Source organism: Halomonas sp. HL-93 (assembly GCF_900086985.1).
Taxonomy (GTDB): Bacteria; Pseudomonadota; Gammaproteobacteria; order Pseudomonadales; family Halomonadaceae; genus Vreelandella.
Genome location: NZ_LT593974.1, coordinates 224,435 through 245,693, shown reverse-complemented (window position 1 = coordinate 245,693; position 21,259 = coordinate 224,435). Strand labels below are relative to the sequence as shown.

Here is a 21,259-nt window from a genome sequence, read left to right as displayed (position 1 = left end):
TTAGCTATTTTTAAATTTTTTTATTAGCCACTCCTTATTGACATCATATAAAGAGCACAGCAAGCCCTAAACAACTTGAGCCAACAGCATCGGCAAGTTAACCTTGTCGGCCATCCTTATGCAAAGACAGCGATATGCCCGCAGCCTTTCACCTTGAGGACTGGCAGGCGTGGAGCGCGGCTCAGCCAAGCGTTGCAATACGCCGTCAGCACGACCTCTCGTCTAACGTCAGCGCTTCCCCGCTTCCGCCGATGCTGCGTCGTCGCTTGGACGAAGTCGGCCGCGCGACGTGTGGCATTTTGAGTCTGCTAGACTCCGAAAGTGCGTGCCCACTGATTCATGCCTCACGCCATGGTGATGCGTCCCATACGCTGCAAATGCTGGAATCGATCACGCAGGGAGAGCCGATCTCCCCAACCCGCTTTTCGATGTCTGTTCACAATGCCGTCTTGGGCGTGCACTCGATCGCCAATCGACACCACCTACCCTTACAAGCCTTGGGTGCCTGCGGTAATGAATTCGACGCGCTGCTTTGTGAGGCAAACGGCTATCTCGTTGAAGGATACCCAGCGGTCGTAATCGTTTTCTCTGAGGGGCCCCTGCCTGCCCCCTATCAGGGGTATGCCGAAGACCCCGGCTTACCTAGCGCGGTGGGTATGCGGCTATCATTTGGCCCGGGAACCAAGCTTGAGTCCCAGCCAGTTTCATCGCCCTCACGCCCCACACCGGCTGATGTGATCGCCTGGTTGAATGCCGACACCCCATTTCTTGACGGCTTGCTGCGCTGGCGACTGGAGGCAGGATGACGCTTGATCAGTGGCGCCGTGGGTTAGGGACGGCCATCTCGTTTTTGATGTTCGGTATCGGTGGCCTGGTCATTGGTTTAGTGGTCGCCCCCCTTATCCGACTGTGTATTCGCAATAGCGAACGTCGTCAGCGAATTGCACGCCGGTTGATCCAGCGCTGTTTCCGCTTATTCGCCACGCTCATGCAGAAACTCGGCGTACTGGATTATCGTTTCGAACATATGGAGCGTTTGCAGCGCCCTGGGTTGCTAGTACTGGCCAACCACCCTTCGCTGATCGATGTGGTGTTTCTGTTGGCCTATGTCCCCAACGCTGACTGTATCGTCAAGGGCAAGCTGGCCAACAACCCGTTCACCCGTGGCCCCATCCTGGCGGCGGGTTATATTACCAATGCCGACCCTGAAGCGGTGCTCGAGGCAGCCAAGGCGAGCCTGGCGAAAGGCAATTCTTTGATTCTGTTTCCCGAAGGCACGCGAACCGCCCCCCAGCGGCCGATCAAGTTTCGTCGCGGGGGCGCCAATATTGCCCTGCGCTCGGGCACGGATATCACACCGGTACTGATACAATGCACGCCGACCACGCTGACCAAAGGGGAGCCTTGGTACCGGATTCCTATCCGCAAGGTGCAGATGGATCTGCGTGTGCTTCACGATCTGCCCGTCAATACAGACAATCAGCAGCCGACCGGGCAGCTCGCCAGACAACTGACACGTCGGCTAAGCGATCACTTCAATAGGGAATTGGAACACTTACATGATGAGCGAACCCTCCGACCTGACGCTTGAACTCAAGCGCATGATCATCGACACGCTGGAGCTTGAGGATATTGCGCCAGACGATATCGACCCTGAAGCCCCTTTATTTGGCGACGGGCTAGGACTCGATTCCATCGATGCCCTGGAGCTTGGTTTGGCATTGCAGAAGCGCTACGGTATCAAGCTAGATGCCGAAGCCGAGGAAACACGCCAGCACTTCGCCAACCTGAATGCCCTGCAGGCACTCGTGGAGGCCCGCCGTGTCGACTGATGTTGCTGCCACTGAGCGTACGAAAATCTTTACTCACGTGAGCAAGACGCTGATCGAGTTATTTGAGCTCGATTCTCACGATATCAAACCCCAGGCACGCCTCTATGAAGACCTGGATATCGACAGCATCGATGCTGTGGACCTGGTCGTCGAGCTCAAGCAATTCACCGGCCGGCGCATCAACCCCGACGACTTCAAATCGGTGCGCACCATCGATGACGTGGTCAATGCCGTCGAACGCCTGATGCAACGCTGAGATATGCCAAGGCAAGGAATCAACACACTCAGCGTACTGCTGGCAGTGGCCTGGCCGGTACTGGTCTTTGTGCTGCATGGCCATGTAGGTAGCTGGCCACTGCTGGTCGCCGGGGCAGCGCTACTCGCCTGGCGGATGTCGCAGGCTCGCTATCTGGCGATCATGGTAGCGGTATTGATGCTTGTGCTCGGTGGATTAGGCTACGCCGACCTAGGCATGCGTGCCTACCCTGTCGCCATCAACGCCCTGATGCTGGCCGTTTTTCTCTCCAGCCTGTGGCGGGGCATGCCGATTGTCGAGCGCCTGGCGCGACTGAAAGAGCCCGACCTGCCGCCGACCGGCGTTGCCTATACCCGCCGCGTCACCTGGGCGTGGTGCGGTTTTTTTGTGCTCAACGGCAGCATCGCCGCCTGGACCGCTTTATATGCCGACCTGGCCACCTGGACGCTGTACAACGGCGTCATCAGCTATGGGCTGATCGCGCTTATGTTCTCCGGGGAATGGCTGTTGCGCCACCGTTTGCGGAGAAGCCTGTCGTGACATTCGTGCCGCTCACCCAGCTACCCTGGCGTCGGAAACTCGCGCGCCACCACCGCATCCTCCCTCAGCACTGGGTCGACCCGCTTTCGCTCGCGCCGCGAATCGATGCCTGGCATCACTGGCTGGCCGACCAACCTGGCGGTGAATGGTTACTCTATCAACCTCACCCTGGGGAATTTTGCGCAGCCTTGATTGCCCTGTGGGAGAGCGGTCGTGTGGCGGTCCTGCCCGCCGATGATCGTCCCGCAACACTGGCACGCATTGCTCAGGAAGTTGACGGCACGCTGCCCGACGCTCCCGGCAACCGAGTCGAACATGCTGCGGGTGAGCCGCTTCCTCAACCGGCGCCGCTTCGTTCAACAGCGACGGCGGTTGTCCTGCATACTTCAGGCTCGACGGGCGCGCCTGTGCGTCTCACCAAACGGTTTGACCAGCTCGAAGCAGAATTAGCGGCCCATGCGCAGCTGTGGCCGCTGGCTGATTGTTGCGTCATTTCTCAGGTCAGTCACCAGCATATTTATGGGTTGCTGACCGGCGTGCTGCATCCTCTATGCGCCAGCGCTGCCTTTTGTGGCGACGCGTGCTGTTACCCTGAGACGCTGGCCGCGCGGCTGAAGGACGCTGGCGATGCCGGCCTTGCGCCGGTGGTTGTAAGCTCCCCCGCTCAATTGACGCGTTTGCCGGAGCACCTGCCGTGGCGCGACCTTCCTCGCCCCCTACGCCTGTTTTCCTCGGGCGCGCCGCTGGCTTCAGCGCATGCCCAGCGCAGCGAAACGTTACTGCATGCTCCGGTGATTGAAATCTATGGCAGTACCGAAACAGGCGGGATCGCCCAGCGTCGCCAAACCTTAAGCGCTGCCTGGCAACCCCTACCCGGTGTGCAGGTAGCGTGTGAGGATGAGTACTTAGCGCTGCGTTCGCCCTTTCTTGAGGACCCTCAACGCTGGTGGCACCAGCCAGACCGAGTGACACCCGTGCGCAATGGCTTCGAGCTGCTGGGCCGCGCGGATCGCGTGGTAAAGATCGCGGGCAAGCGGGTTTCCTTGTCGCATATCGAGCGTATCCTCGCCACCGCGCCGGAAATCAGCGACGCACGTTGTATCGATCTTGGCCGGAGTGACGGGCGGCTAGGCGTCGTGGCCGTGCTGCCCAGCGCGGTGATTCCGCACGAACACGCCACCCGCCATGCACTGATTCAGCGCTTACGAACGCATTTATCGCATCACCTGGAGCGGGTCACCATCCCTCGCTACTGGCGCTTCGTCGATGCCCTGCCGTGCAATACTCAGAGCAAGCTCGACCGCTCGCTGATCAACCAGCTATTCGCTGACCTTGATGACCCCAAATCGCCACGCTGGCTAGGCGATGATCGCCCGGACCCCGACACCTGCACCCTAACGCTGGAAGTGCCGGAGCGTTTGATTTTTCTCGAAGGCCACTTCGATGAGTATCCGCTGGTGCCAGGGGTGGTCATGGTACAGTGGGCGATTAATTTCGCCGGTGAACGCTTCGGGCAACTCGGCGAGTTTCAGGGTATCGAACGCTTGAAATTCCAGCGAGTATTACGCCCTGGAGCCCGTTTCACGCTGAAACTGACACGCCGGGACGACGGCTTGGCTTTCTATATTGATTCACACGAAGGACGGCATTGTAGCGGACAGGTTCGCATGCATATCCAGGAGGGAGAGCAACATGGCTGAATACTGTACCAAGTACTCCCCCTGCGTTCTCATTCCCGTCTATAACCACCCCGCCACGGTCGGGCCGGTGTGCGAAAAACTCGCTGCGCTGGGGATACCGCTGCTGCTGGTCGATGATGGCTGTGATGCCGAGTGTGCCACCGAACTCGACCGCCTCGCGGAACAGGGCCACCACCTGCTGCGGCTTGCCTATAATCAGGGCAAGGGCGCGGCGGTGCGTGCCGGACTGGCACACGCCCAGCAGTTGGGCTTCACCCATGCCCTGCAGGTGGATGCCGACGGCCAACATGCCAGCGACGACTTGCCTGCCTTTCTCGCTGAACTGGACACGTCGCCCGAAACGCTGGTGATCGGCTACCCTCGTTACGATGCCAGCGTGCCAAAAATACGCTTCTACGGCCGCTATGCAACGCACGTGTGGGTATGGATCAACACCTTGTCCCTGGATATCCGCGATTCCATGTGCGGCGTCAGGCTTTACCCGGTTGCGCCGCTCAATCACCTGCTGGAACGCCACGCCTGTGGCGACCGCATGACCTTTGACACCGAAGTACTGGTGCGCTGGCACTGGGCAGGTGGCGCTGTGTCCAACCAGCCTGTGCGGGTGCAATACCCCGACGATGGCGTGAGCCATTACGCCCTGTGGCGCGACAACCGCCAGATCGCCGCCATGCATACCCGGTTATTCTTCGGCATGCTGTGGCGCCTTCCCCGCCTGCTCATCCGGCGCTTTCGACAACCGTCGAGCAAGGTGCGCCCATGAACCGGCACTGGGCAAGCATCGGCGAGCGTGGCAGTGTTATTGGCATGACCCTGATGGTGGCGATACAGCGTTACCTGGGGCGCTGGCCGTTCCGGATCGTGCTATGGCCGGTCATACTCTGGTATTTCGTGATGCACGGTACGGCAAGGCGTGCCTCCCAGGCCTACCTTCAGCGCCTCACTCCAAGCCTCGCGAAACGTCCACTCGCAAGGCGGTGGCAAAGCTATCGACATTTCCTGGCCTTCGGCGATACTTTGATGGATAAGGTCGCCGCGTGGAGCGGAGATATCCCCGATGACAAACTGGCCGGCAAGGGTATCGAGCATTTTGTGACGGCCATCGCTGGCGGGCGCGGCGGCCTGATTCTCGTCGCGCATCATGGCAATCTCGACGTGGTTAACGCGCTTGCTGAGCGACACCAAGCACTTAAGCTGAGGGTGATGATGCATACCCGCAACGCCCGCAAATTCAATGCGCTGCTAGAGCGCGTCACGGGCCGACCACGCCCGCATATAATGGAAGTCAGCGAAATTACCCCCGCGACCGCCCAGTCCCTGGCCGAACACATCAATGCCGGCGGATATGTGGTGATTGCCGCCGACCGTCTCCCGCTGTCGGGAGAACGCACTCAGCGTGTTAACTTCCTGGGGGATGCCGCCCTGTTTCCCGAAGGCCCCTTCTGGCTGGCGGCGCTGCTCCGCTGCCCGCTGTATGCGTTGGCCTGTGTACGTGAGGATGGCCGCTTCCGGATCGATTTCGATGCCATCGACGACACCCAGCAGTTGCCACGTCGGCAGCGTGAAGCCTGGATTGCCGACGCGATGCAACGTTATGCCGACCAACTGGCTGAGCGCGTGCGGCGTCACCCGCTGCAATGGTTCAATTTCTACCCCTTCTGGATCAACGACATTGACTACCCCCATGACGACGCACCATGACCCGGCCGCTGACGCCAAGGTCAGCGCGCCCCTTACCCTGGATGGCTCGATCGTCACGCTCGAGGAAGTGTTGGCGGTCGCCGAAGGCCGACGCCGCGTCGTGCTGTCGACGGCACCCGCGTTCCGTGAGCGCATCGCCCGCGGCAATGCGTTTCTCGAGCGCCTGCTCGAAGAAGAGGGCACGGTTTACGGCGTCACTACCGGCTATGGCGACTCCTGCACCCGCGACGTCTCCGCCGCCGACTTGGAACAACTGCCCCGCCAGCTATATACCTTCCATGGCTGCGGCCTGGGCGATGTGCTCTCGGTGGAAGCCTCGCGGGCCGTGGTCATGGTACGCCTGGTGTCGCTGTGTCGCGGCGTGTCAGGGGTCAGCGTCGAACTGCTCGAACGCCTGGTCTGGTTACTGGAACACGATGTCGTACCCGTTATTCCCGAAGAGGGGTCGGTGGGCGCCAGCGGTGACCTGACGCCGTTGTCGTACCTGGCCGCCGTACTGTGCGGCGAACGCGACGTCTTCGAGCGTGGGCAACGCCGCGCCACGGCGGAGGTGTTCGCAGCGCATGGCCTCACCCCGTATCGTCTCAAGCCCAAGGAAGGCCTGGCGCTGATGAACGGCACGGCGGTGATGACGGCGCTGGGCGTGTTCGCGTTCGCACGGACAAGCTATCTGACCCAGCTCTCTACGCGCATCACCGGCTTATCAGTCTACGCGCTGGACGGCAACCCTTACCATTTTGACGCCGACCTGTTCGCCGCCAAGCCGCACCCCGGCCAGAACCGGGTCGCCGAGCGCTTGCGGGACGACCTTCACGCGCCCGACACGCCGCGCAATTCCCCGCGCCTGCAGGATCGTTACTCGACGCGCTGCGCCCCGCATGTGATCGGCGTCGTGGAAGACTCGCTGCCCTGGTGGCGCCAGTTCCTCGAGACCGAACTCAACAGCGCCAACGACAACCCATTAATCGACGCCGAGCACGGCAAGGTCATGCACGGCGGCCACTTTTATGGGGGGCATGTGGCGTTTGTCATGGACAGCCTCAAGCAGGCCTGTGCCAACCTGGCCGACCTGCTCGATCGCCAACTGGCGCAGCTGGTCGACACTCGTTTCAATCACGGCCTACCCAGCAACCTGAGTGGCGCGGCGCCTGAGCGGGCTAGTCTCAACCACGGCTACAAGGCGGTACAGATCGGCGCGTCAGCGTGGACGGCCGAGGCGCTCAAGCTGACCATGCCGGCCAGCGTGTTTTCGCGCTCTACCGAATGCCACAACCAGGACAAGGTTAGCATGGGCACCATTGCCGCCCGCGATGCACTGCGTATCCTGACCCTCGTGGAGCAGGTCGCCGCCGCCACCCTGCACGCCACCTGCCAGGCCGTTGAACTGCGCAGCCACCTCGACGACGCCACGCCGCCTCCTACGCGCCTGGCTGACTTTGTGGATGAGTGCCGGTCCGTCTTCCCGGTGCTGGAAGAGGACCGTGCTCTGGAAGCCGAACTGCGCAGTCTATGTGACCTGATTCGCCAACGCCGCTGGAGCTTGTATGACACCTGACGACCGCCCGTTGCCACGGGGCGAGACCGAGCTGGTGATTCCCTTCCACGATGTCGACATGATGCAGGTGGCCTGGCATGGCCACTATGTGCGGTATCTGGAAATCGCCCGTTGCGAACTGCTGGATGCTATCGACTATAACTACCCCCAAATGCAGGCCTCGGGATTCGCCTGGCCGGTAATCGACCTGCGCCTGCGCTATGCGGGTCCGGCCCTGTTTGCCCAACGTATCGCCATTGAGGCACGCATGAGTGAATGGGAGCATCGGCTCAAGATTGATTACACCATTCGCGATGCCGAAACGCGCAAACGCCTGACACGCGCCTGGAGCGTGCAGGTGGCGGTAGGCCTCGACGACCATGAAATGCGCCTGGCGTCGCCACCCGCGTTAGTTGAGCGGCTGATCGCCTGGCAGGAGGCCAACACATGAGACAGCGACTTTTCTGGTACCCCGCTATCACGGTAACAGTGACCGTGCTGAGCCTGATGCTCAGCCCGACCACCTGGGCAGCGCCCGATGGCGCCGCCCTTGCCGACCGCTTAGCCAAGCACGCGCCGCAGTGCGGCCGCTTCGAGCAAACCCGCCACCTGGTCGATCTTGAGACACAGCTGGATAGCCGAGGCCATTTTGAGCAACGCGACGAGGGTCTCGTCTGGGAGACGACCTCGCCGGTGCAGGAACGTGTTGTGCTGAGTGAAGACAACGACGACTTGCCCGCGGGATTTCAGGTCATCGCCCCGGTGTTTAGCGGGCTTCTTGGAGGCCATTGGCAGGCCCTGGAGGAGCATTTCACCATCGAACTCAGCGGCGAGTTGGACAACTGGCAGGCCACGCTAACGCCCAATCAATCAAGCGTCAGCGAACGGCTTAATCAACTGGTGGTGAGCGGTGACCAACGCGTAGAGAAAGTCGCCCTTGAGTTCACCAACGATGACCGGCTCGATCTGACCCTGACGGCCGCTTCTTGCGATGACCTCGACGACGGTGATTCATCGCCGTGAACCATGTCCAACCGCCTAGCCCCACTCATCGCGAACGCCTCGCGGCCTGGGGCTGGGCCGGGCTGCTGCTGGGCTGCGCCCTATTACTGGCCAGCTTGCTGAGCAAGGGCGCGCCGCTTGATACACGCATTACCGCGCTGCTGCCCGACAGCCAGCAGACAGCCTTGATCGAGCAAGCCGAACAAAGCCTCAGCCACGTCGTCGAGAACCGCTTTGTACTGCTGGTGAAGGGGGATTCGCCCGAACGCTTGGTAGCCGACCTAAAGGAACGACTGGAGGCATCCGCTAGCGTCAGCGACTTCGACGTTGACGGCTTCGAGAACCCCGCAAATGATTTATCGCCTTATCGCTATCGCCTGCTGACCGACTCCCTCGCCGACGCTGATAACGATGCTTGGGTACAGCGTGGCCTGACACGGCTGCATTCGCTGGGTAGCGAGGTCGAACCCAGACGCGACCCTTTCGGCCTGCTCGATGCCTGGCTTGAACAGCGGCTCGACAGCCCCATTCGGCTACGCGATGGTCTGCCCAGCGTGAGTGAGCAAGGCACGCGCTGGTTTATCGTCAGTGGCCAGCTGTCGGCAAGCCCCTACGATATGGAGCTGCAGCAACGCCTGTCTACAGCGTTGGCGGACTTCCAGACGGCGCATCCCGAGGCTGAGATGTTGCGCAGTGGCCTGGTCTTCCATGCCGCGGCTGGGGCGGCACAGGCCAAACGCGAAATCTCGACCATTGGGCTTGGCTCATTGCTGGGCATCGGGTTGCTGCTATGGGCGACGTTTCGGCGTGGCTCGGTACTGGTCAGCCTATTATTGCCGATCACCTGCGGCGTGTTGTTTGCCCTGCCTGTCACCTGGTGGCTATTCGGCACGCTGCATCTGCTAACGCTGGCATTTGGCGCCAGCTTGATCGGCGTCGCGGTCGACTATGCGCTGCACCTGCAATGCGCTCGGCAGCTGGCGCCCGAGCGTGGACTGGCTTACCTCTGGCCGGGGCTACTATTAGGCTTAGTTTCCAGTTTGGCGGCTTACCTTATTCAACTCATCACGCCGATGCCAGGCTTGCGCCAAATGGCCACCTTCGCCGCGCTAGGGTTGGTCGGCGCCTGGTTGACGGTGCGCTTATGGTTACCCTGGTGGTCCCCACGCCCCCACATTGCGACGCAACGCATCGCCACCCAGCTGAACCGCGTGCGGCTGCCGCCTCACGCGCCCTACCGCTGGGGTCTGCTGGGGTTGCTCGGCCTATTCGCGATGGTGTTGATCGTCACGCGGCTAACCGCCAACGACGACCTGCGCCAATTGAACCCCTCGCCCGACTCGCTGATTGCCGAGCAGCAACGCGTACAGACGCTAATGGAACGCTCCACCGATAACCAATATCTCATCGTCACGGCAGAGCATGAAGCCTTGCTGCTGGAACGCCTGGAAGCCCTGGACACGTCATTGGCGGATCTACAGGCCGAAGGGCATCTGGCGCACTACCGCCACCTCGCTCAAGCAGTGCCGTCACCGGCGACACAGCAAGCCAACCTGGAACACGTGCGCCAAGCCTATAGCGATGCCCTGCCAGACTGGGTCGCCGAGGCCGGGCTTCCCGACACGCTTCTCGAAGAGGCTCAACAACCGCTACGCAGCGTGCCGCTGCTGACGATAGAAGCGTGGCTTAAGATGTCGGCAGGTCGTGCCGATAGCACACTGTGGATGGGCGAGACTGACACGGCGGAGGACACGCACCCGCAATTGGCCGCCCTGGTGACGCTGGGCGGCGCCGATGAGCACGCCCAGCAAGCGCTTGATGAGCTCGCCGCACCAGATCATGTCCACTACCAGGATCGGGTGGCCACGCTCACAGACACCCTGTCGCGACTGCGTGAGCAAATTGCCCTGTGCTTGGGCATTGCTGCGCTGGGTTTAGCGCTGGTGTTTGGCTGGCGCTATCGCGGGCGGGCCTGGCGTGTGTTACTGCCACCCTTGGGCGCCGTGTTGGTAACCCTGGCGCTATTTAGCGCACTCAACATCGGCCTGACGCTGTTCCACCTGCTAGGGTTGTTACTGGTACTGGGCATTGGGCTCGACGCGGGCATCTTCAGTACCGAGCATCCTGATAGCCCCGCGGTGTGGCTCGCCATCAGCCTGTCCTGCGCCTCCAGCTTGCTGGCCTTTGGCTTGCTATCGTTCAGCTCAACACCGGCATTGCATTATTTGGGCCTCACCTGCCTTGTGGGCCTCGCCGCGGTGTGGGCACTGGTGCCGTTCGCCAGGGCTGAGACACGGCACGCCATTTCCCAACCCCATCAGCCATGACGGTATCAGGAGACACAAACGCTATGGAACTGCATGAAACCACTGATGTGGCGATTATTGGCGCGGGCCCTTCGGGCGCTGCCGCGGCTGCATGGCTCGCCCGGCGAGGTCTACGCGTACGGGTTATCGAACGCAGCCTGTTTCCACGTTTCTCGATTGGTGAAAGCCTGCTGCCGCAATGCATGGCGCATCTCGACACCTGCGGCCTGCTCGACGCGGCGCAGGCAGGTGACTTTCAAGTCAAGAATGGCGCCGCCTTTACCTGGCGAGACCGCTATTCCGCGGTCGATTTTCGCGACAAATTCAGCCCCGGCCCCGGCACCACCTGGCAGGTTGAACGCAGCGATTTCGACCAGCGGCTGATCGAAGGCGCACGCCAAGCCGGCGCCGAGGTGGAGTTCGAGACACGCGTTGACGCCTTCACCGCCGATCATGACCGGCCAAGCCTCATATTGGTCGATGCCAGCGGTGAGCATCGCACGCTCAACGCACGCTTCGTGCTGGATGCCAGCGGCTATGGGCGCGTGCTTGCAAAACTGACCGGGCTTGCCCGCCCCTCGTCACTGGCATCGCGCTGCGCCTTGTTTACGCACGTCGAGGATCGCATAGACTGCCCAAATCATGACCGCGAGAAGATTCTGATCGGCGTGCACCCTGAGCATCCGGGCATCTGGTACTGGCTGATTCCTTTCCGCGATGGCCGCGCCTCCATCGGCGTGGTGGGCGATAGCGCCACACTCAACGCCGCGGGCGTCGACGATAGCCAGCGGCTGTGGCACTTTATCAATGCAGAACCTCGGCTTGCCAAGCTACTGGCAAACGCCCACGCCATCCGCGACGTCGGCCGCCTGGAGGGTTATTCCAGTGATGTTGAGCGGTTACACGGCCCGGGCTTTGCCCTGCTGGGTAATGCCGGTGAGTTCCTTGACCCGGTGTTTTCCTCAGGCGTGACGATTGCGCTGGACTCGGCCGTGCGTGCCGCCCCGTTGGTCGAACGTCAGCTTGCCGGTGAAAGCATCGATTGGGATAGCGAGTTCGAACAACCGCTGCGACGCGGCATCGCCACCTTTCGTGAGTTTGTCGACGCTTGGTACGATGGACGCCTGCCGCGCATCATCTTCAACGAGACGCAAACACCCCGCATTCGCTCGATGATCAGTTCAGTGCTTGCGGGCTATGCATGGGACATCAATAATCCCTTGGTCGCCGCTAGTCGCCGACGGCTCAATACGCTGGCTAAGGCCTGTACCGACAACACCTTTCCTGACATCAGCGAGGTTTGAGTGATGCGATATTTTTTACCTCGTTTCATGCTATTGCTAGCAGCTCTTTTTCTTCTTATCGGCTGCGCTGGGCGACCGGCGAATGCGCCTATTCCTGCGCTTGAAAGGCTGCCGGAGCGGGAGTCTCAGAAACAAAAGCTGACATTCGAACATGACGGTGAGCGGCAAGTGCTGATTGGCGCCTTGCGCCAGGACGGTCAATCGGTGCGCCTGGCGCTGCTCAGCCCCCAAGGCCAGCGCTTATTGACGTTAGTGCATGATGACACTGGCAGCCGCTTTCTCTCCGACAAGTCGTTCGACCCGCCGTTTACCGCCGAGTGGCTTGCTAGTCGCTTGAGCTGGAGCCTATGGCCCGCATCGGCCCTATCCCAGGCCTTCGAGGAGGAACCCTGGTCGCTGGAGGAAGAACGCGGCGAGCGAACCGTCCGCTACCGGGATCGCCTCATCGCGCGCATCACTGGCGACACGGAATGTCGGCTTATTGAGGATCTGGAAGCCGATTACCGCTTATACATCGCCCCCCTTGCTGACGACGCCGACCCGATGGACGCCCCATGTCCAGCCAATTGACCCCACTCCAGGCACAGCCTTGCCGCCTGTTGCCGCCGGCGCTGGTCTGCCCGTTGGGCGACGACCTGGCGACCATCGCCGATGCGCTGTTCAATGGCCGTCGCGGTCTGGTGCTCGACGACACCTTCACGCCTGGCCGCCCCTTGCCGCTGGGCAGGGTGACGTCTGCCTTGCCCGATGCCGAGAGCCTACCGATGGCGCACCGTTCGCGGAATAACCAGCTGCTGGCCGCCGCCGTGAAGCAGCTCGCGCCGACCCTCGATGCGTTTCGTCAGCGGCATCCTGGGGCTCGGATTGGCGTCGTGCTGGGTACCAGCACCTCGGGTATCGGCGAAACCGAAATCGCCTTGGCCAAACGCCAGCAACACGGCGATTGGCCCGAAGATTTTCGTTATCAGCGCCATGAAATCGGCTCGTCGGCATGTTTCGTTGCCGAGTGGCTTGGCCTCGATGGCCCGGCGTATACGCTATCCACCGCTTGTACCTCCAGTGCCCGGGCGCTGGCCAGTGCCAAGCGCTTGCTGGCAACCGGAGCCTGCGATGCGGTCATCGCGGGGGGTGCCGATAGCCTTTGCAGCCTGACCGTGAACGGTTTCGCCTCGCTTGAAGCGCTCAGCGATAGTCCCTGCCAGCCCTTCTCGATCAATCGTTGCGGTATTAACCTCGGCGAAGCAGCGGCGTTGTTTCTGGTTACCGGTGAAACCGGAGGCATCCAGCTCAGCGGCTATGGTGAGTCCAGCGATGGCTATCATATTTCCTCACCGCACCCGGACGGAACGGGGGCTATCGCGGCCATGCAGGCCGCGCTGACCATGGCACGGCTGGGTGCCTCAGACATCGACTATCTCAACCTGCACGGTACCGCCACCCGCCAGAACGACAGCATGGAAGCCTTGGCCGTCAGTCATGTCCTCGACGATACGCTGCCCTGCAGTTCGACCAAGGCCTTGACCGGCCACACCCTGGGCGCATGCGGCGCGTTGGAAGCCGCCTTCTGCTGGCTGACCCTGGATGGTGGCCGTTTACCGCCCCACGTGCACGATGGCCAACTCGACCCGGCACTGTCGCCACTTACCTATGCCGCCGCCGAGAAACGCGACTGCCGCCGCGCACTCAGCAACGCCTTCGCGTTCGGTGGCAACAATATTGCCTTGCTGTTGGAACGTGTTAATGACTGATTCACCGGCCGTAAAAAAACCGGATCTGCCTTGCGATATCGCGCCCTACGTACCGCATCGTCATGGCATGTGCCTGCTCGATACTCTGCTCGAGGTGGGCGATGAATACCTGCATGCCAGAGTCACGCCACGGCGCGACGACCTGTTCGCCACCTCCCTGGGCATTCCGGGCTGGGTAGGGCTTGAATGGCTCGCCCAGGCGGTTGCCGCCTGGGCGGGCGTACAGGCGATAACAGGCGGTGACAAGCCAGGTATTGGTTTTTTGCTCGGCACCCGGCGCTATCAATGCCTAACCCCGCAGTTCGCGTTCGACCAGCCGATACGTATTGAGGTCACCCTCGACTTTCGCGCCGACAACGGACTCGGCGCTTTTAGCGGACAGCTGTTGGACAGTGAAAACCACCGGCTCGCCACCTCCACGCTCAACGTCTTTCAGCCCGAATCAACACAGGCGCTGGAGGCTATACAACCAGGGAGCCACCCATGACCGATACCATTTTGATCACCGGTTCGAGCCGCGGCATCGGTCGTGCCATCGCCCTGCGCCTGGCGCGGGATGGCTTCGATATTGTGCTGCACTGCCGACAACACAAAGACGCCGCCGAGGCGGTCGCCGATGACATCCGTGCTCTGGGGCGCGATGCCCGCATCCTGTGCTTTGATGTCGCCGACCGCGAAGCGGCACGCGAGGCCATTGAAAACGACATCGAAGCGCATGGGGCCTATTACGGCGCCGTTTGCAATGCCGGAATTACCGCCGACGGCGCCTTCCCTGCACTGTCTGACGAAGACTGGGACAGCGTCATCCACACCAATCTCGATGGCTTTTACAACGTCATCAAACCGTTAGTCATGCCGATGATTCGCCGCCGCAAAGCGGGCCGCATTGTGGTGATGTCGTCGGTGTCAGGGTTGATGGGCAACCGCGGCCAGGTCAACTACAGCGCTGCCAAGGCGGGACTGATCGGGGCGATGAAGGCCCTGGCGGTGGAGTTGGCCAAGCGGAAAATTACCGTCAACTGCGTCGCGCCCGGATTGATCGACACCGACATGACCGACGAACTGGCGACCGAGGAGGCGCTCAAGCTGATCCCCATGCGCCGCACCGGGACCAGCGAAGAAGTCGCCGCCACGGTAGGCTTTTTGTGCTCATCCGATGCCAGCTATATCACCCGGCAAGTGTTCGCCGTTAATGGAGGGATGTGCTGATGCCAAACACTGCACTACGCCAGGATGGGCTGGGTCGAAGAGTGGTGGTGACCGGGATAGCCGGTTTCTCACCGATCGGCAATGACTGGCCGAGCATTCGGGCCCGCTTGGAGCGCCTGGAAAGCGGCATCCAACACATGGCGGACTGGTCCAGCTACGAAGGCCTCAATACCCGCCTGGGCGCGCCTGTGAGTGATTTTACGTTGCCCGACCACTATCACCGGCGCGCGCTGCGCAGCATGGGCCGCGGCGCGCAAATGGCCACCCGCGCCAGTGAACTGGCGCTGGCGGATGCAGGCCTGCTCGACGCTCCGCTAGTGGGCAGCGGCGACATGGGCATCGCCTACGGGGCCTCGGCAGGTGAACCCGATGCGGTGGCCGATTTCGGCAACATGCTGATCAACAAGTCGACCGATGGGCTTAATGCCAATTCCTATATTCGCATGATGGCGCATACTGCGCCGGTTAATATCGGGGTATTCCTTGGCGTGCGGGGCCGTATCCATACCACCTCCAGCGCCTGTACATCGGGCAGCCAGGGCATCGGTTACGCCTACGAAGCCATTCGCTTCGGCCGCCAGACCGCGATGATTGCCGGGGGCTGTGAGGAGCTGTCGGCATCTGAAGCGGCCGTCTTCGATACGCTGTTCGCCACCAGCACCCGTAACGATGCCCCACATACCTCGCCTCGCCCCTTCGATGCCGAGCGCGATGGCCTGGTGATCGGCGAAGGGGCAGGTACCCTGATCCTTGAGGAACTCGAACACGCCGAGGCACGTGGTGCCAACATCTACGCCGAGCTGGTCGGCTTCGGCACCAACAGCGATGGTCGGCATGTCACTCAGCCCGATGCAGGCATGATGGAGCGCGCCATCCGCCAAGCGCTTGACGACGCTGGACTAGACACCGGGCAAATTGGCTATGTCAGCGCCCACGGCACCGCCACCGATCGTGGCGATATTGCCGAAAGCCACGCCACCCATGCCGTGTTCGGCCCCAACATGCCGATCAGCGCCTTCAAAAGTTTTACCGGCCATACACTGGGAGCCTGTGGTGCACTGGAAGCCTGGGTGGCGATCGAGATGATGCGCGAAGGCTGGTTCCATGCCACCACCAACCTCGACCAGCCCGATGACGCCTGCGCAGAGCTCGATTACCTGCGCGGTGAAGCACGCCACATCGACTGTGAGTATGTCATGAGCAACAACTTTGCGTTCGGTGGTATCAACACCTCGTTGATCTTCCGTCGCTGGCCTTAATGCCACGCCTCAACCTTATCATTGCGCAAGTGAGTGCAACACACGTTGGCGCCGCGCTCTCACAGCGAGGCCGGGAGCTACTGAGTGTACTTGCCAAGCGGCAAGGGATTGAGTGTCCTCTTGCCGACTGGTCGCCTAGAGGCAGCGGAGTGCCGAGGCACCCCGCCCTAAAGGCCCCTTACCAGGCCAGTCTTAGCCATAGCGATAAGCGGGTACTGGCGGGCGTGTCGAATGTCCCCGTGGGCATCGATATAGAGCACACCCGGGCCCGCCATGCTGCACGTCTGTCGTCTCTTGTTGAACTACTGCCTGAGCCCGACGTAAAACGCGCTATTCTAAAAGCGAAAGACCCGCTGGCTGCCTTCTACCGCGCCTGGACGTTGTATGAAGCCCTCTACAAGTTAGATAGCGTTAGTCATGAACCACCTTCCAGCCTACTTTCGACCCGGCTCGCACGACTTGCTCCTCATGGAAACGCTCATGCATGGATTTGGCAGTCGCAGGGCTGGACCATTAGCGTTGTCAGCCATGCCTTCAACCTGCATATTGATTGCTTGCCAGAATTACCCTTTAAAAAGTTCGAGTTAAAACGTTCGTAAGCACGCATGCGCTTCAGACGATAGACTTATACTAGTGCTAACGTGATCAATGCCTCCATTACAAAGCATCGCGTTGCTGCCCACACGTTAAGGAGCCCTATGCTGCATATTTCCAACACGGTGGAACTGGCCGACTGGGAGATTGAGCTGAACCCTATCCGCGCGCAGGGTGCTGGCGGCCAAAACGTCAACAAGGTGGCCTCGGCTATTCACCTGCGTTTCGATATTCAGCGCTCGACCCTACCGCCCTTTTACAAAGAGCGCCTGCTGGCGCTGACCGACCAGCGCATCACCCAAGAGGGCGTGGTCATCATCAAGGCTCAGCGCTTTCGCACCCAGGAGCACAACCGCGAGGATGCCCTAGCACGGCTGCGCGAGCTGATTCGCGAAGCGGTCAAGCAACAGAAGACACGCAAACCAACCAAGCCCACCCGCTCCGCCAAACGCAAGCGTGTGGATGCGAAAACCCGCAAAGGCAAAACCAAAAACCTGCGCGGCAAGGTCACACTATAAGGCTCAGAGTGGCATAAGCATCATCGACGCCATTAAATGCCGGCTTGTGACCTGCCCGCTACCGCAATGGGAGGTGTCATCATGAGTCAACGCGACGAGTTCGTTGAGGAAATGAAAGCCCGGTTAGACGAGTGGAATGCTGAGATCGACAGGCTAGCCGCCAAGGCCCGCCAGGCCAGTGACGAGGCCAGGGTCAAGTACCAGGAGGACATAGAGCGGCTCAAGAAACGCCAGGCGGAAACGCAACAAAGGCTCGATGAACTCCAGCATGCCAGCGAAGCAGCCTGGGACACCGTCCGCCAGGGTATGGATGACGCCTGGGAGTTGATGCGCAAGGCGTTCAGGGACGCCTCCTCCCATTTCAAGTAACACCGCGCGTTACCTGGTTGATTCTGGTGTATCCGTTGGGCCGTGATTGCCTGACGCTGGCGTATCAACGTCATTGTTCTGCAGTTGCACCTCACTACCCTCGCGGAGGCGCTCGATGGACGCATTGCCCTGGCGAGACAAGGTCGCCAGGCGATTGATCTGCTCATCCAGCCGGGGCAGAGCCTCCTGACGATAGTTTGAGAGATCATCAATCGCGCCCATGACCTCGCTGAAGGCCTCTTCGAGCACTTGCATGTCGAGCATCGCCGAAGAGGCCCGCTTTTGGATGTCCACGCCCTGCTGGCGAAGGGCCTTGGCAGTCCCGCCGATCATCTGCGAGGTGGTGGAATTGAGAGCTTCGATGCGATCCAGTACCAGACGCTGATTGGCCATCGCCATGGCCACGGTGACCGCCACGGTGAGGGCCGAAACGGTGACGTTTATGGCTCTGTCCACGCCGCGCATTAATTCGCGGTTGTTGCGGATGATCACCTCCAGCGCCAGCACGCCTTGCTGGCTCACCGCCAGTTGCTGCTGAAGATCGACGATGCGCTGACGAAGGGGAAAAAGCAGCTCTTCTTCGATAAAGTGACGCCGCGGGTCATCGGTATCTCGCGCGGCAATATCGTCCTTCAAGCGACGATCAATCAAGCGACCTAGCGCGACTTGGCGGTTGAGCTCGCTTAGGATTTCATTTAGGGCTTGCTGGTCATCGTTCAGGGTGAGGTTGTCTCGATGCAGCATGTCACGCCCGCCCTCCAGCTCTTCAATGATGGCGTCCAGCGCCTGTTGAGCATTCTCGAACTTGCGGAAGTAGCGCTGCACGCGGCTGTCGATGCCGGGAATCATCGCCAAAACGCGATCCAACGTACTCGGCGCTAGACGATGGCGAGCAGGATCAAGCCCTTCCATGCGCCCGCGCAGGCTAACCAGTGCCTGGGCGACCGGCCCTCCTTCGTCGCCCTGGTGGGCTAGCTTACGCAGCGGCGTCTGTAGCATGGCGCTGCGATGGGCGGCCTGCTGCTGTAGCTCAAGCCCCATCTCGTCCACGGCTCGGCGCTGGCGCACCAACGACTCATCGCCATCCTCGGCGAGCACCTCGTCGACAAAGCGGTCAGCCATTGCCTCAAGCTCAGGGTCGAGGTCGAGGTCGAGGTCACGGTCATCGGGGTCGGCCGAATCGGACTGGCTAACTCCCAGCTGACTGGCGATCTCGGCCACCGGCGGCAGGGAGAGGCGAGGTTTGTCATCCGGTTGCTGGGTCATGGGCATCTCCTGGGTCGTGAAAGCCGTGCAGCATCAGTGCCGGTCGGCTTAATCCTTACGAGCGTAACGGTCGGCACCTTCGACGAAGCGGCGCAAATCCTCCAGCGCCTGCTCGGTGGTCACCGACGCCTGGGGGCGCGCCGTCTCGATACGTGCCAGGGAAACGGCGGTATCATCGAGCACGGTCAGCGCCGATTCGATACGGGCGGAGCGTTCATTCAGCCGGTGCTCGGTCTCCACCAGCAGATCCAGGCGGCGCACCAGGGCGGCGCGCTCCTCTTCGCTCAGCCGCATGCCCCCCCGTTCCAGACGTCGCCGCACGTAATCACCGTCCACCCGAACGACGCCGCGTGCTTGGGACGCCATAGTCGTCAGCGTATCCACCGCGCCAAGACACACCTGAGTCACCAGGCCGCGCGAACGCTCGAACGCCAGCTCGCCACTGTGGAAACGACCGCTCAGCACATCCATCACATGACGGTAGCGGCTGTAGAGGCGATCCGCCAGAATTGCCAGGTCGGGGCGGTTAACGTCCAACAGGCTCTGCTTCGCTCGGCACATAGCCAACACAAGGTCGTCGGCTCCCTCAGGCGGCCGCGCCGGATCAAGCACCGACACTCCCTCCTCATAGGCCTTGCGCTCTTCCTGAGCCCGGCGCTGACGCGCCTCGGCCGCTCGTTGAACCTCAAGCCGACGCTCACGGCGACGGGCCAACCAGCCGCGCAGCGTTCGCTCGACGGGTAACGCCACCGGAATGGCGACAATGCCAGCAAGCCAGCCAAGCAGGCTGGGGCTGAAACCACCCCACAGAGACGTCAGCCAAAGCAACATGCTGATAAAAGGCACTACCAGACAATAGCGGAGGATCACCTGCAGGCGGCCGGGAGCCGCCAGCGGAAGCGCCAGGGCAGGATTGAAGAGCCCGACCATTAGCCAGGGCAGGCAGGTCATGAAAAGACCGTAGGAAAATCCCTGCAGGAAACCCAACATTAATGCGACTATCCTTCATGGATTGAATGTGTAGAGTAACCGAGCCGGGGCGATAAGCACCAGCCATGTGCGTTGCAGCCTTTCAACCATCCTCGAAGTGGTCTGAGATTGTCGCTGAAAAGAAAGCCTTCTGGGTCTCCTTGAGCCCGCTAGCGTTCCTTCAAACAATGATCGCCTTGGAGTCTAAGAGCGCTAAACGTAGCGACGTTACCTATAAGCTAACGGACTCCCCACCTCGCCGCATAAATCATCATGAAAAAGGACTGACGGGGTTTTATCCAACGCCGTCTTGGCGAACAAAATATAGGCTTTACCGGATCATTTTATATCAAAAATTAAAAGTGCGGTTGCGCAATATAGCGATATAAATCAATATGCCACATACCACCATTTTTAGATTAAAATTTAAACAATTAAATGTTGGCGTGTATAATGAAAATAGTGGACATTACTTAAATTAAAAACATGGGGAAACTGAGATGGCGTCAGTATTGAATGATTACATCAAAAAAGAGCAGCTGCTAAAGCAACTGCAAGAAGAGCTGCAAGCGCTTGAAAGTAACAGCGAACTCAAGAAAGAGCTTGAATTCAAAGAGAAACTGCAAGCCCTTATGGCGGAGCATGGCAAAGCGGCACGTGATGTGTGTGAAATGCTGGACCCTACATACACCAGCACATCAACCAAAGGGTCTAAGGACAGCAGCACGGGCACTCGTAAAAAACGTGCTTTAAAGGTTTACAAAAACCCACACACGGGCCAAGTGGTCGAGACACGTGGTGGAAACCACAAGGTCATTCAGGAGTGGAAAGCTAAATATGGCAATGAAGAAGTTGTCAGTTGGGTCGTGCAGGAGCAGGCATAAGCCGCGATTGATGACTCTCTAAAGAAGCTCATCGCTTTGCGTACTTACTCTGCAATTGGACGAACAAAATACCTTACGCTATGGTCGCTAACGACTCCAAGCGAGCATATTGGGAAAGGCAGCAGGAACGCGAATTGCGTATATACCGCCTAATCGAAACCAATAGATAAAAAATCATGACCTTGGGAGAACGAAGTTTTCAGGGTCACAAACGCAAAAAAAAGCCTGCGATATCTCGCAGGCTTTATTAACGCGGTCTACATCATCA

Annotated in this window: 24 protein-coding genes; 22 read left to right on the top strand and 2 right to left on the bottom strand. The window is 60.4% G+C overall.

Going from position 1 to position 21,259, the window contains the following annotated elements; all coding sequences use genetic code 11:
- Positions 1-134 precede the first annotated feature (134 nt).
- From GA0071314_RS01105 to GA0071314_RS01005, 21 genes are all read left to right on the top strand, one after another.
- Positions 135-806 carry a beta-ketoacyl synthase chain length factor gene (locus GA0071314_RS01105; RefSeq protein ID WP_074394917.1) on the top strand — a complete coding sequence of 224 codons (672 nt, stop codon included), beginning with the start codon at positions 135-137 and terminating at the stop codon, positions 804-806.
- Positions 803-1,591 (top strand): lysophospholipid acyltransferase family protein, encoded by a 789-nt coding sequence (locus GA0071314_RS01100; protein WP_074394916.1) that lies wholly within the window; start codon positions 803-805, stop codon positions 1,589-1,591. Before GA0071314_RS01105 ends, GA0071314_RS01100 begins: the two co-directional genes overlap by 4 nt.
- On the top strand, positions 1,563-1,832 hold the full coding sequence (locus GA0071314_RS01095; RefSeq protein ID WP_074398372.1) for a phosphopantetheine-binding protein: 270 nt from the start codon (positions 1,563-1,565) through the stop codon (positions 1,830-1,832). Before GA0071314_RS01100 ends, GA0071314_RS01095 begins: the two co-directional genes overlap by 29 nt.
- On the top strand, positions 1,822-2,088 hold the full coding sequence (locus GA0071314_RS01090; RefSeq protein WP_231896493.1) for an acyl carrier protein: 267 nt from the start codon (positions 1,822-1,824) through the stop codon (positions 2,086-2,088). Before GA0071314_RS01095 ends, GA0071314_RS01090 begins: the two co-directional genes overlap by 11 nt.
- Positions 2,089-2,091: 3 nt before the next feature.
- Complete coding sequence (locus GA0071314_RS01085) at positions 2,092-2,628, top strand: hypothetical protein (protein ID WP_074394914.1); 537 nt, start codon at positions 2,092-2,094, stop codon at positions 2,626-2,628.
- Positions 2,625-4,328, top strand: coding sequence for an AMP-binding protein (locus GA0071314_RS01080; RefSeq protein WP_074394913.1), 1,704 nt, complete (start codon positions 2,625-2,627; stop codon positions 4,326-4,328). The genes GA0071314_RS01085 and GA0071314_RS01080 overlap by 4 nt, the downstream gene beginning before the upstream one ends.
- A complete protein-coding gene (locus GA0071314_RS01075) occupies positions 4,321-5,091 on the top strand; it encodes a glycosyltransferase family 2 protein (protein ID WP_074394912.1) in 771 nt (256 codons plus the stop codon). Before GA0071314_RS01080 ends, GA0071314_RS01075 begins: the two co-directional genes overlap by 8 nt.
- Positions 5,088-6,029, top strand: a complete 942-nt coding sequence (locus tag GA0071314_RS01070) for an LpxL/LpxP family acyltransferase (RefSeq protein ID WP_074394911.1) — start codon at positions 5,088-5,090, stop codon at positions 6,027-6,029. The genes GA0071314_RS01075 and GA0071314_RS01070 overlap by 4 nt, the downstream gene beginning before the upstream one ends.
- Positions 6,013-7,584, top strand: a complete 1,572-nt coding sequence (locus GA0071314_RS01065) for an HAL/PAL/TAL family ammonia-lyase (RefSeq protein ID WP_082934166.1) — start codon at positions 6,013-6,015, stop codon at positions 7,582-7,584. The genes GA0071314_RS01070 and GA0071314_RS01065 overlap by 17 nt, the downstream gene beginning before the upstream one ends.
- Positions 7,574-8,014: an acyl-CoA thioesterase gene (locus tag GA0071314_RS01060; protein ID WP_074394910.1), complete on the top strand. Its 441-nt coding sequence runs from the start codon at positions 7,574-7,576 to the stop codon at positions 8,012-8,014. Before GA0071314_RS01065 ends, GA0071314_RS01060 begins: the two co-directional genes overlap by 11 nt.
- The gene (locus GA0071314_RS01055; protein WP_231896492.1) at positions 8,011-8,586 is read left to right on the top strand and encodes a LolA family protein; all 576 of its coding nucleotides are present in this window, start codon (positions 8,011-8,013) and stop codon (positions 8,584-8,586) included. Before GA0071314_RS01060 ends, GA0071314_RS01055 begins: the two co-directional genes overlap by 4 nt.
- On the top strand, positions 8,583-10,892 hold the full coding sequence (locus GA0071314_RS01050; protein ID WP_074394909.1) for an MMPL family transporter: 2,310 nt from the start codon (positions 8,583-8,585) through the stop codon (positions 10,890-10,892). Before GA0071314_RS01055 ends, GA0071314_RS01050 begins: the two co-directional genes overlap by 4 nt.
- A gap of 23 nt (positions 10,893-10,915) precedes the next feature.
- Positions 10,916-12,175, top strand: a complete 1,260-nt coding sequence (locus tag GA0071314_RS01045; RefSeq protein ID WP_074394908.1) for an NAD(P)/FAD-dependent oxidoreductase — start codon at positions 10,916-10,918, stop codon at positions 12,173-12,175.
- Between the two features lie 3 nt (positions 12,176-12,178).
- The gene (locus GA0071314_RS01040) at positions 12,179-12,745 is read left to right on the top strand and encodes a DUF3261 domain-containing protein (RefSeq protein ID WP_074394907.1); all 567 of its coding nucleotides are present in this window, start codon (positions 12,179-12,181) and stop codon (positions 12,743-12,745) included.
- Positions 12,730-13,923 (top strand): beta-ketoacyl-[acyl-carrier-protein] synthase family protein, encoded by a 1,194-nt coding sequence (locus tag GA0071314_RS01035; RefSeq protein WP_074394906.1) that lies wholly within the window; start codon positions 12,730-12,732, stop codon positions 13,921-13,923. The genes GA0071314_RS01040 and GA0071314_RS01035 overlap by 16 nt, the downstream gene beginning before the upstream one ends.
- Complete coding sequence (locus tag GA0071314_RS01030) at positions 13,916-14,410, top strand: ApeP family dehydratase (protein WP_074394905.1); 495 nt, start codon at positions 13,916-13,918, stop codon at positions 14,408-14,410. Before GA0071314_RS01035 ends, GA0071314_RS01030 begins: the two co-directional genes overlap by 8 nt.
- Entirely contained in the window at positions 14,407-15,132 is a 726-nt protein-coding gene (fabG, locus tag GA0071314_RS01025; protein WP_074394904.1) for a 3-oxoacyl-ACP reductase FabG, read from the top strand. Before GA0071314_RS01030 ends, fabG begins: the two co-directional genes overlap by 4 nt.
- Positions 15,132-16,391 (top strand): beta-ketoacyl-ACP synthase, encoded by a 1,260-nt coding sequence (locus tag GA0071314_RS01020; protein ID WP_074394903.1) that lies wholly within the window; start codon positions 15,132-15,134, stop codon positions 16,389-16,391. Before fabG ends, GA0071314_RS01020 begins: the two co-directional genes overlap by 1 nt.
- Positions 16,391-16,990, top strand: coding sequence for a 4'-phosphopantetheinyl transferase family protein (locus GA0071314_RS01015; protein WP_074394902.1), 600 nt, complete (start codon positions 16,391-16,393; stop codon positions 16,988-16,990). Before GA0071314_RS01020 ends, GA0071314_RS01015 begins: the two co-directional genes overlap by 1 nt.
- A gap of 99 nt (positions 16,991-17,089) precedes the next feature.
- Positions 17,090-17,503, top strand: coding sequence for an alternative ribosome rescue aminoacyl-tRNA hydrolase ArfB (gene arfB / locus GA0071314_RS01010; RefSeq protein ID WP_074394901.1), 414 nt, complete (start codon positions 17,090-17,092; stop codon positions 17,501-17,503).
- 81 nt (positions 17,504-17,584) lie between these two features.
- The gene (locus GA0071314_RS01005) at positions 17,585-17,872 is read left to right on the top strand and encodes a conserved coiled coil protein (RefSeq protein WP_074394900.1); all 288 of its coding nucleotides are present in this window, start codon (positions 17,585-17,587) and stop codon (positions 17,870-17,872) included.
- A 9-nt stretch (positions 17,873-17,881) separates the two neighbouring features.
- Here GA0071314_RS01005 and GA0071314_RS01000 read toward each other — a convergent pair whose 3' ends face one another.
- Together GA0071314_RS01000 and GA0071314_RS00995 are read right to left on the bottom strand one after the other, a co-directional pair.
- A complete protein-coding gene (locus GA0071314_RS01000; RefSeq protein ID WP_074394899.1) occupies positions 17,882-19,138 on the bottom strand; it encodes a toxic anion resistance protein in 1,257 nt (418 codons plus the stop codon).
- Positions 19,139-19,186: 48 nt separating this feature from the next.
- Entirely contained in the window at positions 19,187-20,128 is a 942-nt protein-coding gene (locus GA0071314_RS00995) for a cobyrinic acid a,c-diamide synthase (protein ID WP_074394898.1), read from the bottom strand.
- Between the two features lie 479 nt (positions 20,129-20,607).
- Here GA0071314_RS00995 and GA0071314_RS00990 point away from each other — a divergent pair, with 479 nt between their 5' ends.
- Positions 20,608-20,991, top strand: coding sequence for a histone-like nucleoid-structuring protein, MvaT/MvaU family (locus GA0071314_RS00990; protein WP_074394897.1), 384 nt, complete (start codon positions 20,608-20,610; stop codon positions 20,989-20,991).
- Positions 20,992-21,259 lie beyond the last annotated feature (268 nt).

Bases quoted from the DNA above. Each gene is read 5' to 3' on its own strand.
- GA0071314_RS01105 (WP_074394917.1), top strand. From the start codon at position 135: ATGCCCGCAGCCTTTCACCTTGAGGACTGGCAGGCGTGGAGCGCGGCT.
- GA0071314_RS01100 (WP_074394916.1), top strand. From the start codon at position 803: ATGACGCTTGATCAGTGGCGCCGTGGGTTAGGGACGGCCATCTCGTTT.
- GA0071314_RS01095 (WP_074398372.1), top strand. From the start codon at position 1,563: ATGAGCGAACCCTCCGACCTGACGCTTGAACTCAAGCGCATGATCATC.
- GA0071314_RS01085 (WP_074394914.1), top strand. From the start codon at position 2,092: ATGCCAAGGCAAGGAATCAACACACTCAGCGTACTGCTGGCAGTGGCC.
- GA0071314_RS01075 (WP_074394912.1), top strand. From the start codon at position 4,321: ATGGCTGAATACTGTACCAAGTACTCCCCCTGCGTTCTCATTCCCGTC.
- GA0071314_RS01070 (WP_074394911.1), top strand. From the start codon at position 5,088: ATGAACCGGCACTGGGCAAGCATCGGCGAGCGTGGCAGTGTTATTGGC.
- GA0071314_RS01065 (WP_082934166.1), top strand. From the start codon at position 6,013: ATGACGACGCACCATGACCCGGCCGCTGACGCCAAGGTCAGCGCGCCC.
- GA0071314_RS01060 (WP_074394910.1), top strand. From the start codon at position 7,574: ATGACACCTGACGACCGCCCGTTGCCACGGGGCGAGACCGAGCTGGTG.
- GA0071314_RS01055 (WP_231896492.1), top strand. From the start codon at position 8,011: ATGAGACAGCGACTTTTCTGGTACCCCGCTATCACGGTAACAGTGACC.
- GA0071314_RS01045 (WP_074394908.1), top strand. From the start codon at position 10,916: ATGGAACTGCATGAAACCACTGATGTGGCGATTATTGGCGCGGGCCCT.
- GA0071314_RS01040 (WP_074394907.1), top strand. From the start codon at position 12,179: ATGCGATATTTTTTACCTCGTTTCATGCTATTGCTAGCAGCTCTTTTT.
- GA0071314_RS01035 (WP_074394906.1), top strand. From the start codon at position 12,730: ATGTCCAGCCAATTGACCCCACTCCAGGCACAGCCTTGCCGCCTGTTG.
- GA0071314_RS01030 (WP_074394905.1), top strand. From the start codon at position 13,916: ATGACTGATTCACCGGCCGTAAAAAAACCGGATCTGCCTTGCGATATC.
- fabG (WP_074394904.1), top strand. From the start codon at position 14,407: ATGACCGATACCATTTTGATCACCGGTTCGAGCCGCGGCATCGGTCGT.
- GA0071314_RS01020 (WP_074394903.1), top strand. From the start codon at position 15,132: ATGCCAAACACTGCACTACGCCAGGATGGGCTGGGTCGAAGAGTGGTG.
- GA0071314_RS01015 (WP_074394902.1), top strand. From the start codon at position 16,391: ATGCCACGCCTCAACCTTATCATTGCGCAAGTGAGTGCAACACACGTT.
- arfB (WP_074394901.1), top strand. From the start codon at position 17,090: ATGCTGCATATTTCCAACACGGTGGAACTGGCCGACTGGGAGATTGAG.
- GA0071314_RS01005 (WP_074394900.1), top strand. From the start codon at position 17,585: ATGAGTCAACGCGACGAGTTCGTTGAGGAAATGAAAGCCCGGTTAGAC.
- GA0071314_RS01000 (WP_074394899.1), bottom strand. From the start codon at position 19,138: ATGACCCAGCAACCGGATGACAAACCTCGCCTCTCCCTGCCGCCGGTG.
- GA0071314_RS00995 (WP_074394898.1), bottom strand. From the start codon at position 20,128: ATGTTGGGTTTCCTGCAGGGATTTTCCTACGGTCTTTTCATGACCTGC.
- GA0071314_RS00990 (WP_074394897.1), top strand. From the start codon at position 20,608: ATGGCGTCAGTATTGAATGATTACATCAAAAAAGAGCAGCTGCTAAAG.